Raw genomic sequence first — 23,373 nt, 5'->3', positions numbered from 1 at the left:
CCTCGAGTGGCCCGAATTCATCGGCCGGTACGCGGCGGAGATCGACGAGGTCGTGCAGGCGCACGAACAGTCCCGGCTCCGCGTGGGCTACCGGACGATCCGCGATCTGCACTACCTCGACTGGCGGTACGGGTCGCACCCGGACGTGCGGTACGGCGTGCATGCGCTGGCGGGCGACAGCGGTCGGCTGGACGGCTTCCTGGTCGCGCGGTCGGCGCGGGGAGCGCGCGGGCTGACGGCGCTGGTGCTGACCGAGGTGTTCGTGCGCGAGCCGTCGACCCGCAGTCTGCGGCGGCTGCTGCGTTCGGCGATGCGGGCGAGTGGTGGCGACTACTGGATGGCGCACGCAAGGAAGGGAACGCTGGAGCACGCGGCGCTGCGGCGGAGCGGTTTCGTGCACGCGCCCGGGCGAGGCTACACGTGGACCGCGCTCCCGCTTCGCGACGATATCCCCGACCCGACGAGGCCGGACGCGTGGGACCTCACGCTCGGCGAAATGGAAATCTTCTGAACCGAAGCATCATGACCGCCCCTGCAGTAGTCGAGATCGTCGGGCCCGGCGGATCGGGAAAGAGCTCGCTGGTGGGTCTGCTGGCTGGCGACGATCGCGCTGTGGTGCACGCATCATTGCGGAACCATCTGCCGCTCGGCGACTTCGTGCGGAGTGGCGCTCGTGTATTCAGGCCGTTCCTGGCGCAGATCCCGCGCATTCCTTCGCGACGATGGTACCGGCTGGAGGTCATGGTCCAGCTCCAGGCGCATGCTGCGGTGGTCGCCCGCCTGGCCGCGCGTGGCACGCACACGATCGTGCTGGACCAGGGACCCGTGTACCTCCTGTCGATCCTGCAGCGCGCGCACGCCGCTGCTGGTCGCCGCAACGCGCTCGCGTTCCAGCGGTACTGGGACGAGTCACTCGCGTTCTGGCGGCGAACGCTGCGGCTGCTGGTCGTGCTGGACGCACCGGACATGGTCCTGTACGAGCGGATCCAGACGCGTGCGACGCGTCATCCGCTGCTGCACCGCGAGCTGCAGTCTGCGATGCTCAAGATCCAGCGCGGCCGCGAGAGCCGGGCGCGCATCATCGATGCCCTGCTGGCCGGCCGCGATGCACCCGCACTTCTTGGAGTGGACACATCCGCCCTGAGTCCGGTGCAGGTCGCCGAGCAGGTGCGATCCCGTCTCCGCAGCACCGCACCGGTGACACACGGCCGTGATCCCGTCGCTGTCGATGTGGGGCGCGGCTGATGCGCATCCTGCAGGTCGTGACCATGCGGCAATGGCGCGGCGCGGAGGTGTTCGCAACGCAGCTCTCGGACGCGCTGGTCGCGCGTGGACACGAAGTGCTGGTCCTGGGGCTGTTGCCTGCACCATCCGAGTCGATCACACCCGTGCGCGCCGCGGCCGCCGACCTGCCGATGCCGGCAAACGGAAAGCTGAACCTGCGGCGGGTGCACGCGCTCCAGGCGTACACGAAGCAGTTCCAGCCGCATGTCGTCCAGGCGAACGGCTCCCAGACGCTCAAGTACAGCGCGCTGAGCAAGCTGGTGTCGCGGCAGCGGGTCCCGCTCGTGTACCGGAACATCAGCGTTGCGAGCGAATGGATCCGCGGGCCGGCCCATCGCGCATGGGGTCGCTGGCTGGCTCGCTCGCTCGATTACGTCAGCTCGGTCAGCGACGAGTGCGTTCGGGATTTCATCGTGACGTACCGCGTGCCGGCCGAGCGCCAGTCCGTGATGCACCGCGGCATCCACGTGCCGGAGACCGTCGATCGTGGTGGCGCGCGCATGCGGCTGATGCGGCTCGCGCCGATTCCGGCCGACGCGTCGGTGCTCGCGCACGTGGGCAACTTCAGCCCGGAAAAGAATCACTCGTGGCTCGTGGACACCTTCCGGGAGATCAGCGAGGCGAGACCCGGTGCACACCTGGTGCTGATGGGCGACGGTGCAGGACGGGCCGGCGTCGCAGCGCAGGTGGCGCAGCTCGGACTGCAGCACCGCGTGCACCTGCTCGGGCTGCAGCGCGATGCAGCGGAGCTGGTTGCGGCGGCGGACGTGTTCGTGCTGCCCAGCCTGATCGAGGGGCTGCCCGGCGTTGTGCTCGAGGCAGGCGCGCAGGCCGTACCCTCCGTAGCGGTCGACGTCGGCGGCACGCGCGAAGCAATCGAACAGGGGAGCACGGGCCTGATCGTTCCGCCCGGTGATCGCAACGCCTTCATTTCGGCGGTGAACGCCCTGCTCGACGACGAGCCGCGGCGTGCCGCCATGGGAGCCGCGGCACGACGGCTGGTGCAGGAGCGCTTCAGCATGGCCCGCACGGCGGCGGCGTTCGAGGATCTCTACGCGCGACTCGTGGAGGCGCATGAGCACTGAGCCGACCCGCGTGTTTCACCTGATCAAGGGGCTCGGCCGGGGCGGCGCAGAGATGCTGCTTGCCGAGGGGCTGCGCTTCGCCGATCGCGATCGCTTCCACTACGAGTACGGGTACTTCCTGCCGCACAAGGACGCGCTGGTTGCGGAGCTGTGCGCGCACGGCGTGGATGTCACGTGCTTCGGGGGAGTGCGCGGCGCCGCCATCGTCGCAGCATCGCATCGACTCGCCGGCGAGCTGCGGAGGCGCCACGTCGACGTGCTGCACTGCCACCTTCCCCTTGCCGGCATCGCCGGTCGCCTGGCCGGGCGCCTGGCGGGCGTGCCGGTCGTCTACACCGAGCACAACAAGCAGGAACGCTACCATCCGCTCACACGCAGGCTGAACCGGCTCACGTGGCCCATGCAGGAACGGGCAATCGCCGTTTCCGGCGACGTTGCCGACTCGATACGCCGGAACATCGGCACCGGCGTGCCGGTCGACGTGATCCTGAATGGCGTCGATGTCGAACGGTTCGCACCGAACGGTGCCGGGCGTGCCCTCCGCAAGCAGCTGGGCATCGACCAGGAGGCGCTCGTGATCGGCACGGTCGCGGTGTTCCGCACGCAGAAACGGCTGAACCACTGGGTGACGGCTGCTCGTCGCATTCACGACCGGCACCCTGACAGCCGCTTCATCGTGGTCGGCGACGGCCCGTTGCGCGCGGACGTGATGGCCGCGGTCGAGAGCGCGGGCCTGCAGCACGTGCTGCACGCGCCCGGCCTGTGCAGCGACGTGCGGCCGTACCTGGACGCAATCGACATCTACATGATGTCGTCGATCTTCGAGGGGCTACCGGTCGCGCTGCTCGAGGCAATGAGCATGGAATGTGTGCCGGTGTGCACAGCGGTCGGCGGGATCCCCGAGGTGGTCGTGGACCGCCGCAACGGGCTGCTGGTACAGCCGGAAGAGCCCGCCGCACTCGCCGACGCTGTGCTCGCGGTCGCAGCAGATCCGGCAGCCCGCGCAGCGATCGGTGCGGCCGCGCGGTCCACCGTGGTCGAGCGCTTCAGCATGCGACGGATGGCCGGGGAGCTCGAAACGCTCTACACGGCCATCGCCAGCAGGCACGCGCACCTGCCACGGCCGTCCAGGGCGGTTCCCGCATGAACGCGACGCTGCAGGTGCGCGCCGGTGCGAGCGCCGACACGGACCGCATCCTGGAGCTGGTGCGCCTCAGCCTGGGCGAGGGCGTGATCCCGCGCGCACGTGAGTACTGGGAGTGGAAGCACCATGCGAACCCGTTCGGCCGCTCGCCCGTGCTGCTGGCGGAGGCGGACGGTGAGCTGGTCGGGCTGCGCGTGTTCATGCGCTGGGAGTGGAGCGCCGGGAGCCAGCGGCTGCGCGCCGTGCGCGCCGTCGACACCGCCACACACCCGGCCTGGCAGGGGCAGGGGATCTTTTCGCGGCTGACCAGGGCGCTCGTGCAGCAGATGACCGAAGAGGGTGTCCACTTCATCTTCAATACGCCCAACGAGAAGAGCCGGCCCGGCTATCTGAAGATGGGCTGGCGCGCACTCGGTCGCACCGATCTCTGGATCCGTCCGCTGCACCCTCTGCACCTGCTGCGCACCCTCGCCGGCCGCGCCGGCGCCCGGAGCTCGGCCAACGGAACGTCAGGCACGCCGGCGCACGCATCGACCGATGCCCAAACACGCTTGCCGGCGAGCGTTCGACCCGGCAACGGCGCGGTCGCCGCGTTCTGCCAGCTCGGCGAGCTGGACGAGTTCCTTGCGTGCGCGAGCGCAGCGGCGACGAGCCAGCGCCTCGCGACGCCGCGCACCGCGGAGTATCTGCGCTGGCGCTACGCGGCCATTCCCGGATTCCGCTACCACGCGCACTGGGAGCTGAGGCACGGCGATGGTGCAGCAATCATCATGCGTTACAAGCAGAACGGCTCGCTGCGGGAGGCACGGATCTGCGAGCTGCTGACAACCGGCACGAGCGTGTCGGACGCGGCAGCCCGCCGCCTGCTGCGCGCACTGCCAGCGTTGCAACCGGTCGACTACATCGCGGCGATGGCGCCCGCGGGCACGGGCGCGAGACGCCTGCTGGCAACCAGCGGGTTTCTGCCCGCTCCCCGGATCGGACCAGTGCTGACGGTGAGACCGTTGAACGAAGCTCCTGCAATGCGGCACCTGATGTCGCGGGATGCCTGGCAGCTCTCGATCGGGGACCTCGAGCTGTTCTGATGCACAGCAGGCTTCACTGACGGAACGAACACGAGCGAAGCACGACATGGACAAGTACAGCTTCCTGATGTACGAGCGCGCGGGGACGGTGATGCTGGATCCCGTGGGCACTGTGCTGTCGCTGCTCGTGGTGGTCGCGGTCGGGATGATGATCTCGTCGACTCGCCTGCCGCACACGCTCAAGCAGCTGCTGTATGCGGCGCTGGCGTTCCGTGTCATCGGCGCCGTCGCGCGCTACGTCGTGCTCTTCGCCGTGTACGCGGGCTCCGGTGACGCCCGGAAGTACTACCGTGAGTCGCTGTACTATGCAGAGCAGCTGTGGGCGTTCAACCCCGCGCCGCTGTTCGATCCGCAGAACTGGTGGGCTGGCAGGTGGTGGGGCACACAGTTCGTCTACTTCATCGGTACGCTCGTTCACATGCTCGTGGGCGCAAGCATGCCGGGCGGCTACATCGTGTTCTCGCTGTTCGCGTTCGCCGGGCTGTACTGTTTCATGCTGGCATTTCAGCGGACCTACCCCCATGTGCCGACGTGGCACTACGCACGCTGGATCTTCTTCTTCCCCGCACTCTGGTTCTGGCCCTCGAGCATCGGCAAGGAAGCCATTGTTCTGATGGGGATGGGGTTCGCAACACTCGGTTATGTCGGACGCGCGGGCCGCATCAACTGGCTGCTGCTGACGTCGGGGGTGTTGCTGGTGTTCGCGATCCGCCCGGAAGTCGCCGCGGTCGTCATCAGCTCGCTGCTCGCCGCGCACTGGCTGTCGCTGATCACCAGTCGCTGGACGCTGCGCAACACGATGCAGGCCGCGGTGCTGATCGGCGCCGGGCTGCTGGGCCTGTACTACGCAATGCGGGTGGAGGGGATAGAGCTGGACCCCGACAGCGTGCAGACGTACATGGCCGACAGCCAGGGCCGCGCCGTGGAAGGTACCAGCAACATCGAGGCGGTGCCGGTCGGCATCAGTGGGATTCCGCTCGCACTGATCAACATCCTGTTCCGCCCGTTCATCTGGGAAGCCAGCAGCCTCATGGTGCTCATCACGAGCGTGGAGATCATGAGCCTGTGGCTCATCGCGTGGTACCGACGCGCAACACTGGTGCGTGCCCTGCGCCACTGGCGCCACGACCGCCTGCTGCGCGTCGCCGTGCCCTTCATCCTCGCGTACGCGGTCTCGCTGGGCATGGTGATCGCCAACATGGGCATCGTTGCACGGCAGCGCATTTTCCTTTTCCCCTTCCTGTTCCTGCTGATCGAAGCCGTGCCGCGCGTTGCGGTGCATGTTCCCGCAGCAGTGCAGCCGGCGCGGGGACGCGTACGGCCGCTCCGCCCGCTGCGCAGGCCCGTGCGCCCGCCTGCCGCGCCGGCGGTCCAGCGGCAGGCGGCGTCGGAATCATGAACTCCCGGCCCGAACGGCCTGGCGCGCTCGTTATCTCGCTCGATTTCGAGCTGCACTGGGGAGTGCGCGACCGCCTCGCCGCGAGCTCGCCCTACGAGGCGAACCTGCGGGGTGCGCGCGACGTGGTGCTCCGCTCGCTCCGGCTCTTCGAGGAGATGGACATCGCGGCGACGTGGGCGACCGTGGGCTTCCTGTTTGCCCGCAATCGCGATGAGCTGCTCACGTACCGGCCGCGCGTGCTGCCGGCTTACGCGGACCCGCGTCTCGATCCCTATGGCGAGTCCATCGGTGCCGACGAGGACGAGGATCCGCTGCACTTCGGGGCCAGCCTCGTGGAGCGGATCCGCACGACGCCGCGCCAGGAGATCGGTACGCATACCTTTTCCCACTACTTCTGCATGGAAGCGGGTCAGACGCTGGAGAGCTTCCGCGCGGACCTGGAGGCGGCATGCGCGATCGCTGCCGCGCGCGACATCCCGCTGCGCTCGATCGTGTTCCCGCGCAACCAGCACAACCCGGCATACGCAACCGTGCTGCGCGAGGCGGGCATCGTTGCGTACCGCGGCAATCCGGACCGGTGGATGTGGCGCTTCATCGATGGAGCGGAGAGCCGTCATGCCGGCAAGCGAGCGGCGCGCATGGTGGACGCATACCTGCCGGCCTTTGGCGATCCGACCACCGGCTGGGACGAGGTGATCGATGTGGACGGGCTCGCGAACGTGCGTGCCAGCTTTCCGCTCCGCCCCTGGACCCCGCGACTCCGCAGCCTCGAGCGTCTGCGTCTCGAACGCCTGCGCCGGGCGATCATCCATGCAGCGCGCACCCGGCGGGTCGTTCACGTCTGGTGGCATCCGCACACGTTCGGTGCCCACCCGGCGCAATCACTGGCGTTCGTCCGCGCGGCTCTCGAGACGTTCGACGACTGCCGCAGGCGCTACGGCATGCGGTCGCTCACCATGGCCGAAGTGGCGGACGCCGCGCCCGGTCGATCGGAGCCTGCCGCAGCATTTGCCGGGACGACGCCCGGGGCGGGGGCAGGATGAGGATCCTGCACATCACGACGATCCCCATGTCGCTGACGTTCCTGCGCGGGCAGGTCGGCTACATGAAAGCGCGCGGGTTCGAGGTGCACGCGCTCTCCTCGCCGGGTGCGGATCTCGATGCGTTCGGCGCGCAGGAGGCAGTCGCCGTGCACGCTGTCGAGATGCCGCGACGCATCACGCCCCTGCGGGATCTGATCGCTGTCACACGCATCGCGCGGGCGATCAGGCGGATCCGTCCGACGATCGTGCACGCACATACGCCCAAGGGCGGGCTGCTCGGGATGATTGCGGCGTGGATCGCACACGCACCGGTGCGCATTTACCACATGCGCGGACTGCCGCTGGCGGGGGCGCACGGATGGAGACGTCGCCTGCTGCAGGCCACGGAGTGGACCGCGTGCCGGCTCGCGCACGTGGTGATCTGCGTGAGCCGGTCCGTGCGCGACGAAGCGATTCGCGCGAACGTCTGCGACGCGCGCCGCATCCGTGTGCTCGCCGGCGGCAGTGGCAACGGCGTGGACGCAACCGGCCGGTTCGCCGCTGCGCGCCTGCCTGCGCACACCCGTGAGCACGTCCGCTCGGCTCACGGCATTCCCACGGATGCTGTCGTGGTCGGCTTCGTCGGCCGGATCGTCCGCGACAAGGGGATCGTCGAGCTCGCCAGCGCATTCCAGGAGCTGCGGCGCACGCGGCCCCACCTGCACCTGCTGCTGGTCGGGCCCATGGAGGAGCAGGACCCGATCCCCGCGGCGACCGCCGGGTTCCTGCGCTCTGACACACACGTGCATCTCGCGGGCATGAACTGGGACACGCCACCGTTCTACCTGGCCATGGACGTGGTCGCGCTGCCCACCTATCGCGAGGGATTTCCGAACGTGCCACTGGAAGCTGCGGCGATGGGCCTGCCGGTGGTCGCGACACGCATCGCCGGCTGCGTCGACGCCATCGAGGACGGCCGCACCGGACTGCTCGTCGAGCCGCGTGACGCCGACGCGCTCGCATGCGCGCTCCAGCGTTACGTCGACGACCCGGCACTGCGCCGCGCGCACGGGCTCGCCGGACGCCGTCGCGTGATGCGTGAGTTCCAGCCGGAAGTGATCTGGAACGCGCTCTACCAGGAGTACCACCGCCTCCTCGTGCTGCGCGGCTATCCGGTGACGCCCGCCTCGGCCGGGGCGGTGCCCCGTACCGCGGTATGACGGCACCCCGTGCGATCGTTCCCGCCACACTGGTGGGTTACGCGCGCGCCAAGCGTGCAATCGACATCGTAGTAAGCGCGGCCGGCCTCGTCCTGCTGGCACCCGCGATGGCGCTCATCGCGCTGATGGTACGTGGCGCGCTGGGCGGGCCCGTGCTGTTCCGGCAGACGCGGCCCGGACTGCACGGCAGGCCGTTCACCATCCTGAAGTTCCGCACGATGCGCACTGCACACGACACCGGTGGGCGACCACTGCCGGACTCCCGGCGTCTCACACCCTTCGGCCGCTTCCTGCGAAGCAGCAGCCTGGACGAGCTGCCGGAGCTGTGGAACGTGCTGCGCGGCGACATGAGCCTGGTCGGGCCGCGCCCGCTGCTGATGGAGTACCTGCCGCTCTATTCACCGACCCAGGCGCGCCGGCACGAGGTGCGGCCCGGGCTCACCGGCTGGGCTCAGGTGAACGGCCGCAACACGCTCAGCTGGGAGGAGAAGTTCCGCCTCGACGTCTGGTACGTCGACCATGCGTCGCTGCAGCTCGACCTGCGGATCGTCCTGCGCACGATCGCTCGCGTGCTCACGCGTCACGGAATCACGCAGCACGGTCAGGCGACCGCCGCGCCGTTCCGCGGATCCGCACCGGAGCACCTGGCGAGCGCGCGCACAGCCCCGGACGCCGGCGCATGAAGCGATTCCTCGTCTGGGGGGGTGGCGGACATGGCAAGGTCGTCGCCGACCTCGTGCGGGCCGCAGGCAACGTCGTCGCTGGATTCATCGATGCTGACACGGCCAAACTCGACCTGTGCGTCGAGCCCGGTGGCGCGTGCGTCGTCACGACCGAAGCGGCGTTCCTCGAGCGCATAGGCGCGGGAGACGGACTGCCGCCGGGAATCGACGCGCTCGCGCTCGCAATCGGCAGCAACCGGACGCGCCTGGACGCGTTGCATCGTCTCCAGGGCGTCTGTGTCCCGCCCCTCCTCCATCCGTCGGCTGTCATCAGCCCGTCGGCGCACATCGGTCGCGGCACTGTCGTGTTCGCCGGTGCAATCATCAACGCGGCCGCGCGGATCGGCGCGGCGGTCATCGTCAACACCGGGGCGATCGTGGAGCACGACTGTACGGTTGGAGACGGGGCTCACCTGTCACCACGTGCAACGCTCGCCGGCACTGTGACCATCGCCGAGCGTGCGTGGATCGGCGCCGGAGCCACGCTGATCCAGCACGTCCATGTCGCACCGGACGCGGTGGTCGGTGCGGGGGCGGTGGTGATTCGCGATGTCGCCGCGGCCACCACGGTCGTCGGTGTTCCGGCGCGCCCGCTGCACGTTCCCCGCGACTGAGCCGGACCTGTAGAGTCGACCCTGCAAGAGTGCCGGGTCAACGCAACGCTTTGGCGTCCGGGATGGCGTCAACTCCGGTGATACGGCTGTCGTGGAACGCGCCCGGAGAGCGGCGTCAGCGGGTACTCATGTTGCACCTCCCGCGTTGCGCAAATCGCTTCCGCCGGATCACGGCGGACCCGCACGCGCCACACTGCAACGTATACACATGAAATCCACGCTCCGTGTGTTCTGGCTCGGTGTGCTCCTGGTGTTCCCCACGCCGGCGGCCGCGCAGATCTCGCCCTCGCTGGCGGAGACGTCCGCGTTTCGGGTGGGCGACCATGTGCGGCTGACGGTCTGGGGGAATCCCGCGCTCAGTGGAGAGTTCGAGATCGGCGAGGGCGGGATGGTGATTCACCCGCTGTATCGCGAGATCCAGCTTGCGGGGATGACTCTCCCGGAGGCGGAGTCGGCGTTCCGTCAGATCGTGCTGCGTTTCGAGACGAATCCCAAGCTGATCGTCGAGCCGATGTTCCGGATCGCGGTCACCGGTGAGGTCCGCGCACCGAACATCTACACCGTGTCGCCGTACACCACGGTGCCGGAGGCAGTCGCACAGGCCGGTGGCCCGACGGAGGATGCCAAGGTTTCCGAGGCGCGTCTGCTGCGCAACGGGCGCGAGATCGAGGTCGACCTGAGACTTCCCCAGACCGAGCTGTCGAACCTGCACCTGCGTTCCGGCGACCAGATCATCCTGGACCGTCAGCGCCACTGGTGGCGGAACGGCGTGGGTCCCGCGCTCGAGAGTCTCGGTGCCCTCGCCTCGATCACGTGGATAATCCTGCGCATCACCAACGTCTACTGAACCCGGGCGATCACAGATGGATGCCGGACGCGGGCGTTTCGAACAGGGCGGGGATGCGGAGGTGGCGTATGCCATGGAGAGCTCCGCGGGCGGCATGGGCATCGGCCAGATGCTGCGTGCCGTGCGGCAGCGCTGGTGGGTCGTGCTGCTGGTCACGGCGATCGGTGTGGCCGTCGCGTGGTTCTTCATCCCACCCAGCCAGACCGTCTATCGGGCGACTGCGGTCGTGCGTCTCGACGACGGGCAACGTTCCCTGATCGGCGGTGTGGCCACGCCGCCAGTCGGGAACGTGCGGGCGCCCGACTTCCTGATGTCCCAGGTTCACGTGATCACCAGCCGCGACCTGATCGGGTCCGTCATCGACGATCATGGCCTGCGCCTTTTCCCGGCGCCGCCGCTCCCGGCTGCCGTGTTCCACGACGTGGCAACCGACGATCCCGAGACGGCCGCGACACTGGAGCTGAGCTTCACCGACGATGGCTATGACGTGCGTTCGGAGGCAGGGGCGCGCGCGCATGCGGCGTACGGCGAGAGAGTATCGATCGGCGGCATCCACTTCGGGGTTGCTGCGGCACCGGCCGGCGTGAGCGGCGGGCAGGCGACGGTGCTGCCACGCGAGTTCGCGATCGACATCGTGCTGGCAGGCCTGGAAGCGGTGCGCCGACCCGACGCGGCGATCTTCGACATCCGCTACACCGCCGCCGACCCCGATCGTGCGGTAGCACTGGCGAACGCCGTTGCGCATGCCTACCAGGCCGACAACCTGCGCGGCGTACAGGAGACGGCCCGCAAACAGCGCGAGTTCCTCGAGGAGCAGTGGCTCCAGGCAGAGGAACGCCTTGCCCAGGCGCAGCAGCAGCTGACGTCCTTCCGGAACCGGGGTCAGCTCTATGATCCGCAGGAGCGGCTGCGACAGGAGCAGACCGCACTGCTGACGATGGATGCGCAGCGCGATCAGCTCGTGGGCGAGCGCCGGCTGTACGAGTCGTTCCTGCGCAGGGTGGAGAATGCCGACGAGGAACGGATCGACGCGGAGCTGATGACGCTCGTGTCGGCGCCCGGCCTGAGCGCGGGGCCGCTGCTCTCGCAGCTCTCGACACAGCTCATGCAGTACAAGACGGAGCGTGACCGGCTGCGCGCGGGCGGCATGGCGGACACGCATCCCGAGGTCGAGCGGCTGACAACGCTCATGGGGTCGATTCGCAGCTCGGTCGTGGACGCGACACGGACGCAGCTCGCGTCCCTGGACCTGCGCATCCGGACGCTCGGCGAGCAGCGCTCGCAGAGTGCGTCGACGGTGCGCTCGATCCCGAACGTCGACAGTGAGGACACCCGGCTCGCGCAGGAGGTCTCGCTCGCGACGGGCACCGCAAACACCCTGCGTGCGGAGTACCACCGCGCCCGCATCGCGGAATCGATCGACCTCGGGCAGGTCGAGATTCTCGACCTCGCCGCGGTCGCCATCCCGCAGGTGCGCGGCAACCGGACGCAGAAGCTGATCATTGCGTTCGTATTCGCGCTCATCCTCGGCTGCGCGACGGCCGTGGTGCTCGAAGCATCGAACAAGTCCGTGCGCTGGCGTGGCGATGTGGAGCAGATGCTCGCGGTCCCGGGGCTGGGTGTGATTCCGCATTTCCGGAACGAGGCCGGCTCCGCACAACGGCAGCGGTTGTTCCGCCGCGGCGCGAACAGGAACGGCACCGCACAAACCAAAGCCCGGAGCATGGCGGCAGCGGAGGCGTACCGCATGCTGCGCACGAAGGTGATGTTCCTGCAGCCGGACGCGCAGCGCGGCACGCTCGTGGTTACGAGCGCATCCAGTGGCGAAGGGAAGACCACGACCGCAGCAAACCTCGCTGCCTCGTTCGCGCACCAGGAGCTGCACGTTCTTCTCGTGGATTGCGACCTGCGACGTCCGCGCCTGCATCGCGTGTTCCAGGTAGAGGAGGCGCCCGGCCTCGTGGACCTGCTGCTCGGCCATGTGGACGCGTCCCGCGCGATCCGTGGCACGCCCGTGTCGGGCCTGGATTTCCTCCCGCGCGGAAGCTGGGACGAGCGGGCGCCCGAGCTGCTCGGGGGCATCCGTGTGCGCCAGCTCATCGAAGAGTTCCGCCAGACGTACGACATCGTCCTCTTCGACTCGCCGCCCGTGCTGTCCGCGGCGGACGCAGCGACGCTTGCATCACTCGTCGATGGTGTGCTGCTGGTCATGCGCGCAGGGCGGACCTCGCGCGAGTCCGCCCGCTACGCGATGGAGCAGCTGCAGGACGTCGGCGGAAACGTGATCGGGTTCGTGCTCAACGATCCCGACTCGATTGCCAGCCGATACGGCGAGTACACATACGCTGACACGTACGACGCAGTCGGCGCATAGAAGCACGGTGCCAGGACCGGCATCTGCAGAACCTCCGCGATGGCGAGCGAACGCGTGCATCATCACGCCCGTTCAACCAGGCCAGGCCGGCGCGCACGAGCCAGCCAGATGCGGCGGGCGGCCGGCCGGGCGCTGCCGCTCGTCCTCCCGCTCGCCGCGATTTTCTGGCTGCAGCTTACGGCAGAACTGCGGAACGGTGACGCAAGCGCTGCGTCGCTGCTGATCGCACTCGCCACGGTGACGTTCGTGATGGCACGAGGCGTGTCGCTCGTCAACAGCGTCGCGGTGCCCGGCCTGGTCGTGCTTGCCGCCGCCGCATTCGCCGTGTTGCGGCGCGACGTTCTCCTGGGTGGGCCGCTGGACGCACCGCTCGGCTACTCCAACGCCGCCGGAGCGCTGTACATGCTGGCGGCCGCTGCCGCGCTGCTGCTCGTGCTGCGGGTACGCGGGCCTGCCGCGCGCGTGGTCTTCGCCATTGCCGCAATCGCATTCGCAGCCATCCCCGTTCTGAACGAGGCGCGCACTGCTATGGTGGTGGTGTGCCTGATGCCGCTGGCTCTGCTGGTGCGTGACGCCCGCGCCCTGCGCGCCGTGATCGTAGCGAGTGGCGTCATCCTGGTCGCGGCCAACCTGCTCGTGGTCGCGGTCGCGTCCACATACGTGCTCGGCCGGCCGATGTCGCGCGCGCAGCACGTGGTAGCGAGTGCGCTGAGCGGTCGCCGTCTCCTGCTATGGCGAGAGGCACTCGAGATGCTGGACCGCGAGCCGCTGTTCGGCGTCGGGCCTGGTCGCTTCCCGCTCGAGAGCGCCACCGCGCGGGCTGATCGCGATACCCAGTGGCCGCACAGCGAGCCACTCCATTTCGCCGCGGAGAGCGGCCTGCCGGGGCTGCTGCTCGGCTCCGCGCTCATGGCGTGGGCGTTCGCATGGCTGTGGCGCGAGCCGGCAGACTTCACGAGCGCTGCCCTCGGCACAGCTGTCCTGACGGGTGCAGGCCTCCAGGCGAGCGTCGATTACGTGCTGCACTTTCCCGCCGTCATCGTCGCGGCCGCGGCGCTGGTCGGTGCTGCGCGAGGCATGACCGCTGCGACCGCGCGCACCACCGCGCTGCCGCCTGCGCCGCTGGTCTACCACCGCCCGGTCCTGCTGCAATGAGCTCCGTCGTGCTGCCGGAGATCCCGCGCCACGGCCCGGCACCGGCCGTCCCCTCGGGCGCTGCGCCGAGTCTCGAGATGCAGGTGCTGCTGTGTGCGGCCAGAGTACGGCTCACGCCGCACGAGCGTGCACGGCTGGTTTCGCTGTTGATGCAGGGGCCGGACTGGGTCCGCCTGGGGGAGCTGGCAGCGCTGCACAAGCTGGCTCCGCTGATGTACTGGCACCTGCGCACGCTGGACGGGCATGTGCCGGCCGAGGCGATGCACTTCTTCCGCACGTACTTCGATCGCAACGTGCGCCGCGTGCTCGAGCTGACACGCGAGATGATCGGGCTCGTGCGTGCGCTGGAGACGCAGGGTATAGCCGCCGTAGCGTACAAGGGGCCGGCACTCGCGGTCGAGGCGTACGGCAACATCGTCCTGCGCCAGGCCGGTGACATCGACCTGCTCGTCCGACGAGAGGACATGCCGCACGTACGTCTACTGCTTCGGCAGCGCGGCTACGAGCGGGAGCACGAGCTGGACCGGGCGGGTGAGGAGCTCACGGCGCGCAGCCTGTATCACGAGGCGTTCCACCATCCAGGTGGGCCGATCGTCGAAGTGCACTGGGCATTCACCGACGTCTTTCACGGCTTCACCCTGAATCTGGACGAAGCCGCGCCGCACCTGACCACGATCAGCCTGGGCGGCGAGCGCGTGCGGAGCCTGGGGCGTGAGGACCTGCTGCTCGCGTTGTGCGTGCACGGTGCGAAGCACCGATGGTGCCGGCTGGAATGGGCGATGGGCGTTGCCGAGCTGCTCCGGTCCGCCCGACAGCCGGACTGGCCGGTCCTGCTGGAGCGCGCGACCTCGCTCGGCAGCCGCCGCGTGCTGTTGCTCGGCCTGCACATGGCAAGGGAGCTGCTCGATGCGCCGCTGCCGGCGGACATCGAGCGGCTCGTGCGTCACGATCCACTGGTGCGCAGCCTTGCGAGGGACGCGCGCAGCCACGTGCTCAACACGTCCGACCGCTGGGGCGAGCTGCAGCTGGCACCCAGGGACGTGTTCTATCTGCACCTCAATGAGCGCGGCCGCGACAAGCTGAAGTTTCTTCTGCATCGCCTGACCACTCCGAGCCAGGCGAAGAGCTGGCGGGGCGTGCACGTCGGACGTGTGTACCTGCCGCTGCACTACTTCGTGCGACCGTTCCAGTCCTGGCGCCCACTGCTGCAGACCCTGCGCTGGTACATGACACCTCACAGGACCCTCTGATCAGGAAGCAGATGATGAGCACCACACGCGCAATCTCGCTCGACGATACTGTTGCCGCCGCGCAAGGGCAGATCGCTGCCGACGTGGGCGGCGAGCTCGTCATCCTGAACGTCGCGACGGGCGAGTACTACGGCCTGAACGCGGTTGGCGCACGGATCTGGGAGCTGATCGGCGAGCCCACGCCAGTCGCCGACGTCCTGGACGAGCTGCTGCGCGAGTATACAGATGTCGACAGGGAGCGGTGTACGGCTGACCTGCTCGCGCTGCTGAATGATCTGCATGCGGCGTCGCTGGTCGAAATGCGGGCAGCACATGCAATCGGGCACTGAGCGGCTCCTCCCCTCGGCGGTCATGCGCCGGATCGAAGCGAGTGGCAGGCCGGCAGCAGTGGTGCTCGGCACCAATGTTACAGGGCTTACGATCGCACGTGCGCTTTCGAGCGAGGGCGTCAGCGTAATCGGCATCAACGATCCGCGCCATGCGTTGACGAATGCCTCGAACGCGTTCCATTTCGTCCCGTTCGAGCGCTTCTACGATGAGGCGCTGGTCGACTTGCTCGAGGAGATTGCTACCCTCCTGCCGCAGCGTCCCGTGCTGTTCGCCGCCCGCGATGAGCTGGTCACGCTGGTCAGCGAGAACGGGCATCGGCTGCACGCGTCGTACGCCTTCGAGATGCCGGCACCGGAGGACGTGCGCGTGCTGATGAACAAGAACCTGTTCACCGGGGTGGCACGCGAGCGCGGCTGGCCGGTACCGGAAACGTGGTACTGCGAGTCGGCGCAGGATGTGGAGCGCGTCGCACGTGACGCACCCTTTCCGGTGATCCTCAAGCCGCGCCTCAAGAACCGGGAGACGCGCCGCAATTCGCCGCGCAAGGCGTTCATCTGTGACTCCGCCACAGTCCTGCGCGATAAGTACCGGCTGCTGTCACAGTGGGAGCCGGAAGTCATCATCCAGCAGTGGATTGCCGGGACCGATGCGGACATCCGGTTCTCCTTCCACTACTTCGACAGTGACATGAACGAGCTGGAGCACTTCGAAGGGCGCAAGATCCGGCAGTACCCTCCGCAGTGCGGCAGCACGTCCTGCGCGATCGGCGCCGAGCACGAGGAGGTGACCGCGCTTTCACGCGAGATCCTGCGCACGATGCGGAGCATCGGGTTCTGCTCCGTCGAGTACAAGCGCGAGCCCCAAACGGGGACGTACTACATCATGGAACCGACCGTGGGTCGCGTGAACCTGCAGGTAGGAGTGGCCGTCGCGAACAACGTCAATCTCATTGCACACGCATACTGCCACCTGACTGGCCGGCGATACGAGCAGCGAGGCGCGCGCTCACACCACGTGAAGTGGGTGCTCCTGCCGCAGGACATCCGTAGCGCGCGCTATTACATCCATCGCGGAGAGCTGAACTGGAACGGTTACCTCCGTTCGATCTCCGGCTCGCGTGTCGTCATGCCTTTCAGCGCGTCGGACCTGCCACTGGCGCGCGCACTCATCAGCGGTGTGCCGCGAGGGTTGCTGAAACGGCTGCGGCACAGCACAGGCGGCCCGCAGGTGGTCCGGGATGGCACGGAGTAGCGGGCGTGTGCGGAGTGGCACGGCCATGACCGCGCAGACACAGCTTCATCCCGCCGCTCACTCCACCGAACCGCGGGAAGCCCGGCGCCCCGCAGCCTCGCCACAACCAGCGGCTCGCGGACGCGAGCCGTTCTTCCTCATCACGATCGACACGGAAGGCGACAACCAGTGGGGCCGGCAGCAGACCACGACAACGCGCAATGCGGAATTCCTCACCAGGTTCCAGGCGCTCTGCGAGATGTACGGTCTGCGGCCGACGTACCTGACGAACTACGAAATGGCGCTGTCGCCGGTCTTCCAGGAGTTCGGTCGTGACGTCGTAAGGCGGGGTGCTGGCGAGATCGGCATGCACCTTCATCCCTGGAACTCGCCTCCGGGCAAGCCCCTGACGTCGAACGACAACCTGCACCACCCGTACCTGATCGAATTTCCGATCGAGGTGATGCAGGAGAAAATCCGGTTCCTCACCGATCTGCTGCAGGAGACGTTCGACACCCCCATGCGCAGTCACCGTGCAGGCCGCTGGGCAATCGATGAGCGCTATGCACGACTTCTTGTCAGGGCGGGCTACTGTGTGGACTGCTCGGTCACGCCAGGGATCACCTGGGCTCGCTTCAAGGGAGCGCCGCAGGGCAGGGGCGGGCGAGATTACACAGACTTTCCACGGACCTGCTACCTCGTGGACCCGGAGGACATCGGACGGCCGGGTCACTCCACCCTGGTGGAAGTGCCCGCGACCGTGGTGCCGGACCGCCGTCTGCTGACCCGCGTATCGAGGAGGCTCGCCAGGCGGCTGCCAATCAAGCTGCTACGGCAGGCAGGGCGTCGTGTGCAGTGGCTCCGACCAAATGGCAGTAATCGCAGGTTCCTGCTCGAAGTACTCGACGATCCGGTGGTGGTCGAAGCCGGCTATGCCGAGTTCATGCTGCACTCGTCCGAGTTCATGCCGGGCGGCAGTCCAAAATTTCCGACGCCCGCCTCCATCGAGGCACTTTACGACGACCTGGAAGTGCTCTTCGCGCGCGCCGCGGACCGCTTCCGCGGTGCGACGCTGACTGAGTTCCACGACGCCGTCCTGACAGTCGAGCCCGGCTAGCGATCTCTTTTCGTAAGCGGATCGGGAGGGACAACCTTCAGAGCACCGTCGTCAACGGTGCGGGTGGCAGGTGCAGCTCGAAGCTGAACTCCGTGCCCCAGTCGGGCTCGGAATGCACGTGCAGGTCGCCGCCCATCGCCTCAACGAGCCTCCGGCAGATCGACAGGCCCAGCCCGGTTCCTGACAGGCGGAACCCGTTGCCCTGCTGCCGCCGGCGGAACGGCTGATACAGTCGCTGCCGACGCGCGCCCTCGATGCCCGGCCCCGTGTCGCGCACGGTGAAGAGCAGGTGTGTGCGCCCACGCGGGGTGGCCGCAACCTGGATGAAGCCTTCCTCCGTGAACTTGATCGCGTTGGTCACCAGGTTGAGCAGCACGCGGCTGAGCGGCACGATGTGACCGAGCCGCACGTCGTGCTCCGGGCCGAAGAACTCCAGTGTCAGGTTCTTTTCTTCCGACAACGGCGACACCATCGCGCGTACCTGCTCGAAGAGATCCGCAATCGAGAAGGCGGCGCTGTCCGTTTCGCGCAGCGATTCGCCGCGGGCCATCTCGATCATGTCGCTCGCGACGGAAAGCAGGCCGAAGCCCGCGCTGTAGATGATCCCGAGCTGCTTCTTCTGGATCTCGTTGATGGGGCCCGTCTGCCCCTTCCGCATCGTTTCGGCGAGGAAGAGGATGGACGTGAGGGGCGAACGCAGGTCGTGCGCGACCTCGATGACCAGGTCGAGGCTTTCCGCATTCCCGGTGTGCGCCGGCAGCACGTCATCGCCGGGAGGCTGGAGCGACCGTCGCAGCACCTCGATGCGCCGTATGACGCCGAGCAGCTGACCGTCCTCGCACTGCGTGTCCGGATCGCTGATGAGCTGCCAGCGCAGGAGGTCGAGCAGGCGCTGCTGGAGCACACGCTCGCTGACTGCCGCGCCGGTATTGAGCGTCATGTCCGGCGACTCGATCGCGACGCACAGCTCCTCGAGGCGCGTCTCGACGTCCTCGTAGCTCGAGCAGTGCGCACGCCACTCCCCGGGAGAGGCGAGCACGCGCTCGCGCGCCCGTGTCAGGACTGAGGCGTGTGGAACCGGCCTCCCTTCCGGCAGGGCTGTCACGCGGCGATTCGGAGTCGGTCCGGCTCGCCGCCGCTGAGCACGACCGGCAGGCTTCACCGGGACCGGAGCGAGTTGTCCCGCTCCAGTGAGTGCTTTTCGACCAGGCGGTACAGCGTCGTGCGATCGACGCCGGCAAGCCGGGCTGCCCGGGACATGTTCCCCTTCGCCCGGTCGACCAGGCTCACCAGGTAGCTCCGCTCGAAGTCGGAGAGGACCTGCTCCCGCGCTTCATGGTAGGGTTGTGTCAACGCGCGCACGCGCACGAGATCGGAGTTGAGCGTGCCGCTGCCGGTCTCGTCCTCCGCGATGAACGGGACCTCGTCAGCGCGGATCTCGCTGCCCGGCTCCGCAAGCACGACCGTATGCTCGACCACGTTCTGCAGCTCGCGAACGTTGCCGGGCCAGGTGTGTGTCAGCAGTGCCTGGATCGCGCCCGCGCCGAAATGCGGCGCCGGCTCCCTCGGGTAGTCGCGCTCCCAGAACTTCTTCAGGAAATGATCGGCGAGGAGTGGGATGTCCGCCCCGCGCTCACGCAGTGGGGGGACGCGGATGGGAACGACGCGCAACCGGTAATACAGGTCCGATCGAAGTCGTCCTTCCCGCACCGCCTGCGCCGGGTCGCGGTTCGTCGCGGCGATGAAGCGGACGTTGACCGTGGCATCCGCAGTGCTGCTGCCGACGCGGCGCACGACGCCGTCCTGGATGACGCGCAGCAGCTTCGCCTGGATGGCCTGCGACATCTCCGTCAGCTCGTCCAGGAAGAGCGTGCCACCATCCGCGGTCTCGAACAGACCCGGCCGGTCGCGTACTGCGCCGGTGAAGGCGCCCTTGCAGTGCCCGAACATCTCCGACTCGAGCAGCGGCTCCGGCAGCGCGGCGCAGTTGATCGCGACCAGCGGGCGAGCCGCGGCGCGACTGTGCTGGTGAATGAACTGCGCGAACAGCTCCTTGCCGCTGCCGCTCTCACCGGTCAGGAACACCGATGCGTTGCTGCGCGCGACCTTGCGTGCAAGCTCCAGCGCACCGACGAACGCGGGGGAGTTGCCGATCAGCGGGAGCTCCTGGTCGGCAGCAATCCTGTGCCTCCCACCCGCCGGCGGCGGCATCGGTGTGCCCTGCCGCTGCTGCAGAACGGTGTACGCAGCGCGCTCGATCAGCAGCTCCAGGTGGGTCGCGGAAAACGGCTTGGGCAGGTAATCCCAGGCGCCGAGCTCCAGCGCCTCGACATTGGACGCCATGCTCGGGTTGCCCGTCATCATGATGGCAAGTGTTTCCGGCCGCTGCGTAAGCGCAGCTTTCAGGATGTCCATGCCAGGAACGTGCGCCATGTACAGATCCAGCAGCATGACGTCGTACTCACGTCGCTGGATCCACTCGAGGGCCTCCTCACCCTTGCCCGTGGCCTGCACGTTGTAGCCCTGCAGACCCAGCATGGTCGCACAGGTCTCGCGCAGTGTGGACTCGTCCTCGACGATGAGGATACGGATGCCGGACTTCTGGGTCTCGTCCAGCGACACAGCAGTTCGCGGGGACTCGACCGGTGTGAACACGGGCATGAGGGACTCCCTGTCCTTGTGAAACCGTGATACCAGACAGTGGGAGAAAGACGCGCTCGAGGGGGATCGAGCATTTGAGACGGGCGGCGGAGCCCGTCGGGCGCCGCCGGCAGCGCGGAGGAGATGAACGCCCAACGGGCGCGTCTTTTTAGCTAATCAACGTCACATCTTCAGTCAAGTATCCTGAGACGAAAGAACCGTCGTCGTCTTATGTCACAACGCACGGTTTCGACAGCGTACTAGCTGGTGTTGGTCTCCGGCTCGTGCGCGCGGACAGTAGCGCGAACGAGCAGCTCCATCGGGTCGAGCCGCGCGGCGCGCAGATCGCGCACGCCATACGTGCCGATGCTGTACGTCGCGGCGCCGCTCACGGTCGCGGTCGTGGCGGTGCGAATGCGCTCGGCGAGGGTGCGCGCGCCGGACGCGTCGGTATCGGGTGTGATGATGACAAACTCGCCCGGCCCGCTGCGCCCTACGACGTCGGAGCTGCGCGTGACGTGGCGCAGCGTGCGGGCGAACTCGACGGAGTCGACCGGAGTCGGCGGCTCGCCGGAGGTAACGACGACGCAGGCCAGGGGGCGGCCGTGGCGGTCGGCGGCGGCGCCGAGCTCGCGCATGCGCCGGACGATGCCCTGCCAGCTGTAGAGAGAGGTATCCGCGTCGAGCAGCGCGTTCTCGCGCGCGCGGTCCGCCTCCAGCTTGCCCTGGATGGAACGCTCGATACGAAGCAGCAACTCCTCGGCGTCCAGGGGTGCGAACACGTCCCATGCGCCGGCGGCCAGCAGGCGGAGCCGCTCCTCGCGCGAGATGGGGGTGCTGTGGAACGCGATCACCGGGGCCGCCGGTGAGAGGCCACCGTCCACGGTCAGCCGCAGGCAGAGCTGCTCGGTATCCATGTCCGGCATGTCGCCGTGGATGATCACGACGTCGGGGTCACTCTCCCGCACGCGTTCGAGCGCCTGGTCGCCGGTGAAGGCGTGCAGCAGGGCAAAGCCCTGCGGGCCGAGGATCGTATCCAGGGACCGCGCCGCCCACTCGTGCGGACAGACCAGCAGGGCCAGGGGCGGCCTGGACACGTCCGTTGTTCTCCGGGGCTGTGCCGTATTGGCGTACGCGAGTCGGGTGGACATGAGAAGCAAGTGCGGGCGCAGAAATCATGCGCAGCACCGGGGCAGCGGACTTCGGTGGAAAAGCACGTTGCGGGCGGGCAATCGCGGCGGATAGCGGTGCGATACTGTCGCGGCAGTTATCGCGTGCGCGCGGCAGGATCGTCGCTCGGGTGCAACGGGAACGGGGGCAGTCGGGCGGCTGCGTCCTGCCCCGATCGGTGCGGAGCGCTGGTACGACTGTGGCGGATGTCGAGCCGGACCGCAGTCGAACGGCGCGGCCCGCGTGCGCTCAGCGCATCGATCGCAGGTGATCTGCCTGCTTGCGCGATTGCGGAAAACCCCGCTCCGGTCGCTTGTCGATGAAAGGTGACTCGTGAATCCCCTGATCACCGTGGAGCGGTCGGTATCACGACTCGGCTCCATCCTGAGACAGTCGCGCTACCGCACGTTCTCGTCTCTTTCACGGTTCTGGCAGCCCCACGCCGTCTACGGCTACATCGGCTGGGTGGGACATCGGAACCTCGGCGACGAGGTGCTGCTCCTCAGCTTCGACCGCTTGTTCCCCGGCAGCACGTTCCTGAGCTACGGCCGGCTGCCCCCGCACGTGCACTGGGCGCGGCGGCATCTGCATCGCAGGAACGACTTCGACGCGGTATTTCTCGGTGGCGGAACGCTCATCAATGCGAACTACCTGAAGCGGCTGGTACACGCCCAGGCGCGCGGCATCCCAACGGTCGTGTTCGGCACGGGCGTGCGCGATCCGGACTTCTGGGGCTACCGGGACCCACCGAAGGAGTGGGCGGACGCGCTGAACGCTGCCTCCTACGTCAGCGTGCGCGGCCCTGACAGCGCGGAGATTCTGCGCTCCTGGGGGGTGCGCAACGTCGACGTCATCGGGGATCCCGCGCTGGCGTACTGCACGCCCAGGGCAGACTTCCGCCGCGCCGGGCTGGTATCGGTCAACCTCGGCTGCAGCGGGCCGATCTGGGGGGAGCAGGGGCGGATCACGGATGCGGTGGTCGAGGCGGTGCGACGGCTGCGCGGCCGGGGGCAGCGCGTGGAGTTTCTGCCGATGCACCCCGATGACGTGCAGCATGCCGACGTGCTCAACCGGAGGCTGGGCGACGGTGCGGTCCCGATCTGGGAAGCGTACGAGGACGCCGGGCGGACGCTGCGCCGCATCGCCGAGTACGACATGGTGATCGGGCAGCGGCTGCATGCGGTGGTGCTGTCCCTGGGATGCGGCGTGCCCGCCATCTCGCTCGCCTACCGTCCGAAGTGCATCGACTTCATGAAGTCCGTTTCACTGGAACGCTTCGCGTGCCGGACCGACCGGATGGACGCGGATCGCCTCATGGGCCTGGTGGACGAAATCGATGCAGCATACGACGTCACCAGCGCGGAGATCGTCGCCGCATGCGATGCAGTGCGCGGCCGGCTGAGCGCAGCCGCCGCCGCGGTGATGGTCACCCTGGCAACAGGCGCCGGCAGCCTGGGGGAGAGGAAGCCCGCAGTCGAGGCGATCTAACGGATCAGCCCGGCGATCCGCTTCTTCAAGGATCGAGCGGTCCGGGCGGGCTCGTGGTCGCAGTGGTGCTGTTCGTCGGGTTGATCGAGAGAGAGAGAGAGCGCGCGCGCGCGGGCGGGACCGTGGGGCGGGGACGGGGCGGACTCTCCCGGTCAGAACCGGCTCACCCTGGGCAGGTTCAGCTCAAAGCAGAACCG

General features: G+C 68.1%; 21 protein-coding genes. 18 read left to right on the top strand and 3 right to left on the bottom strand.

The genetic code is table 11. The features are described 5' to 3' along the window. From VFU06_09230 to VFU06_09150, 17 genes are all read left to right on the top strand, one after another. A partial coding sequence (locus VFU06_09230; GenBank protein ID HEU5209581.1) for a hypothetical protein occupies positions 1 to 511 on the top strand: 511 nt, incomplete at its 5' end. 11 nt (positions 512 to 522) lie between these two features. Continuing rightward, complete coding sequence (locus VFU06_09225; protein ID HEU5209580.1) at positions 523 to 1,245, top strand: hypothetical protein; 723 nt, start codon at positions 523 to 525, stop codon at positions 1,243 to 1,245. Continuing rightward, complete coding sequence (locus VFU06_09220) at positions 1,245 to 2,369, top strand: glycosyltransferase (GenBank protein HEU5209579.1); 1,125 nt, start codon at positions 1,245 to 1,247, stop codon at positions 2,367 to 2,369. Before VFU06_09225 ends, VFU06_09220 begins: the two co-directional genes overlap by 1 nt. Next, positions 2,359 to 3,516: a glycosyltransferase gene (locus VFU06_09215; protein ID HEU5209578.1), complete on the top strand. Its 1,158-nt coding sequence runs from the start codon at positions 2,359 to 2,361 to the stop codon at positions 3,514 to 3,516. The genes VFU06_09220 and VFU06_09215 overlap by 11 nt, the downstream gene beginning before the upstream one ends. Then, a complete protein-coding gene (locus VFU06_09210; GenBank protein HEU5209577.1) occupies positions 3,513 to 4,598 on the top strand; it encodes a GNAT family N-acetyltransferase in 1,086 nt (361 codons plus the stop codon). Before VFU06_09215 ends, VFU06_09210 begins: the two co-directional genes overlap by 4 nt. Positions 4,599 to 4,644: 46 nt before the next feature. After that, a complete protein-coding gene (locus tag VFU06_09205) occupies positions 4,645 to 5,997 on the top strand; it encodes a hypothetical protein (GenBank protein HEU5209576.1) in 1,353 nt (450 codons plus the stop codon). Further along, on the top strand, positions 5,994 to 7,040 hold the full coding sequence (locus tag VFU06_09200; protein HEU5209575.1) for a hypothetical protein: 1,047 nt from the start codon (positions 5,994 to 5,996) through the stop codon (positions 7,038 to 7,040). Before VFU06_09205 ends, VFU06_09200 begins: the two co-directional genes overlap by 4 nt. Next, positions 7,037 to 8,239 carry a glycosyltransferase family 4 protein gene (locus VFU06_09195; protein HEU5209574.1) on the top strand — a complete coding sequence of 401 codons (1,203 nt, stop codon included), beginning with the start codon at positions 7,037 to 7,039 and terminating at the stop codon, positions 8,237 to 8,239. Before VFU06_09200 ends, VFU06_09195 begins: the two co-directional genes overlap by 4 nt. Further along, positions 8,236 to 8,922 (top strand): sugar transferase, encoded by a 687-nt coding sequence (locus VFU06_09190; protein ID HEU5209573.1) that lies wholly within the window; start codon positions 8,236 to 8,238, stop codon positions 8,920 to 8,922. The genes VFU06_09195 and VFU06_09190 overlap by 4 nt, the downstream gene beginning before the upstream one ends. Then, positions 8,919 to 9,575 carry an acetyltransferase gene (locus tag VFU06_09185; protein HEU5209572.1) on the top strand — a complete coding sequence of 219 codons (657 nt, stop codon included), beginning with the start codon at positions 8,919 to 8,921 and terminating at the stop codon, positions 9,573 to 9,575. Before VFU06_09190 ends, VFU06_09185 begins: the two co-directional genes overlap by 4 nt. A 208-nt stretch (positions 9,576 to 9,783) precedes the next feature. Next, a complete protein-coding gene (locus VFU06_09180) occupies positions 9,784 to 10,422 on the top strand; it encodes an SLBB domain-containing protein (protein ID HEU5209571.1) in 639 nt (212 codons plus the stop codon). 73 nt (positions 10,423 to 10,495) lie between these two features. Further along, entirely contained in the window at positions 10,496 to 12,796 is a 2,301-nt protein-coding gene (locus VFU06_09175; protein HEU5209570.1) for a polysaccharide biosynthesis tyrosine autokinase, read from the top strand. 108 nt (positions 12,797 to 12,904) lie between these two features. Beyond that, a complete protein-coding gene (locus VFU06_09170) occupies positions 12,905 to 13,951 on the top strand; it encodes an O-antigen ligase family protein (GenBank protein HEU5209569.1) in 1,047 nt (348 codons plus the stop codon). Beyond that, on the top strand, positions 13,948 to 15,201 hold the full coding sequence (locus VFU06_09165; GenBank protein HEU5209568.1) for a nucleotidyltransferase family protein: 1,254 nt from the start codon (positions 13,948 to 13,950) through the stop codon (positions 15,199 to 15,201). The genes VFU06_09170 and VFU06_09165 overlap by 4 nt, the downstream gene beginning before the upstream one ends. A gap of 11 nt (positions 15,202 to 15,212) precedes the next feature. Beyond that, positions 15,213 to 15,530, top strand: coding sequence for a PqqD family peptide modification chaperone (locus VFU06_09160; protein ID HEU5209567.1), 318 nt, complete (start codon positions 15,213 to 15,215; stop codon positions 15,528 to 15,530). After that, on the top strand, positions 15,514 to 16,782 hold the full coding sequence (locus VFU06_09155; protein HEU5209566.1) for a hypothetical protein: 1,269 nt from the start codon (positions 15,514 to 15,516) through the stop codon (positions 16,780 to 16,782). The genes VFU06_09160 and VFU06_09155 overlap by 17 nt, the downstream gene beginning before the upstream one ends. A gap of 25 nt (positions 16,783 to 16,807) precedes the next feature. Further along, positions 16,808 to 17,878, top strand: a complete 1,071-nt coding sequence (locus VFU06_09150; GenBank protein HEU5209565.1) for a hypothetical protein — start codon at positions 16,808 to 16,810, stop codon at positions 17,876 to 17,878. A 37-nt stretch (positions 17,879 to 17,915) separates the two neighbouring features. Here VFU06_09150 and VFU06_09145 read toward each other — a convergent pair whose 3' ends face one another. The 3 genes from VFU06_09145 to VFU06_09135 all read right to left on the bottom strand — a co-directional run bounded on the left by VFU06_09145 (position 17,916) and on the right by VFU06_09135 (position 21,615). Further along, on the bottom strand, positions 17,916 to 18,917 hold the full coding sequence (locus VFU06_09145) for a HAMP domain-containing sensor histidine kinase (protein HEU5209564.1): 1,002 nt from the start codon (positions 18,915 to 18,917) through the stop codon (positions 17,916 to 17,918). 119 nt (positions 18,918 to 19,036) lie between these two features. Further along, the gene (locus tag VFU06_09140; GenBank protein ID HEU5209563.1) at positions 19,037 to 20,539 is read right to left on the bottom strand and encodes a sigma-54 dependent transcriptional regulator; all 1,503 of its coding nucleotides are present in this window, start codon (positions 20,537 to 20,539) and stop codon (positions 19,037 to 19,039) included. A 239-nt stretch (positions 20,540 to 20,778) separates the two neighbouring features. Continuing rightward, positions 20,779 to 21,615 carry a response regulator gene (locus VFU06_09135; protein ID HEU5209562.1) on the bottom strand — a complete coding sequence of 279 codons (837 nt, stop codon included), beginning with the start codon at positions 21,613 to 21,615 and terminating at the stop codon, positions 20,779 to 20,781. Positions 21,616 to 22,021: 406 nt separating this feature from the next. Between VFU06_09135 and VFU06_09130 the strand changes: the two genes are divergently transcribed. Continuing rightward, positions 22,022 to 23,176, top strand: coding sequence for a polysaccharide pyruvyl transferase family protein (locus VFU06_09130; protein ID HEU5209561.1), 1,155 nt, complete (start codon positions 22,022 to 22,024; stop codon positions 23,174 to 23,176). Positions 23,177 to 23,373 lie beyond the last annotated feature (197 nt).

It is taken from the genome of Longimicrobiales bacterium, assembly GCA_035764935.1.
Classification (GTDB): domain Bacteria; phylum Gemmatimonadota; class Gemmatimonadetes; order Longimicrobiales; family RSA9; genus DASTYK01.
Note: the sequence above shows the minus strand (reverse complement) of the source record. Positions and strands in the feature narration are given on the sequence as shown.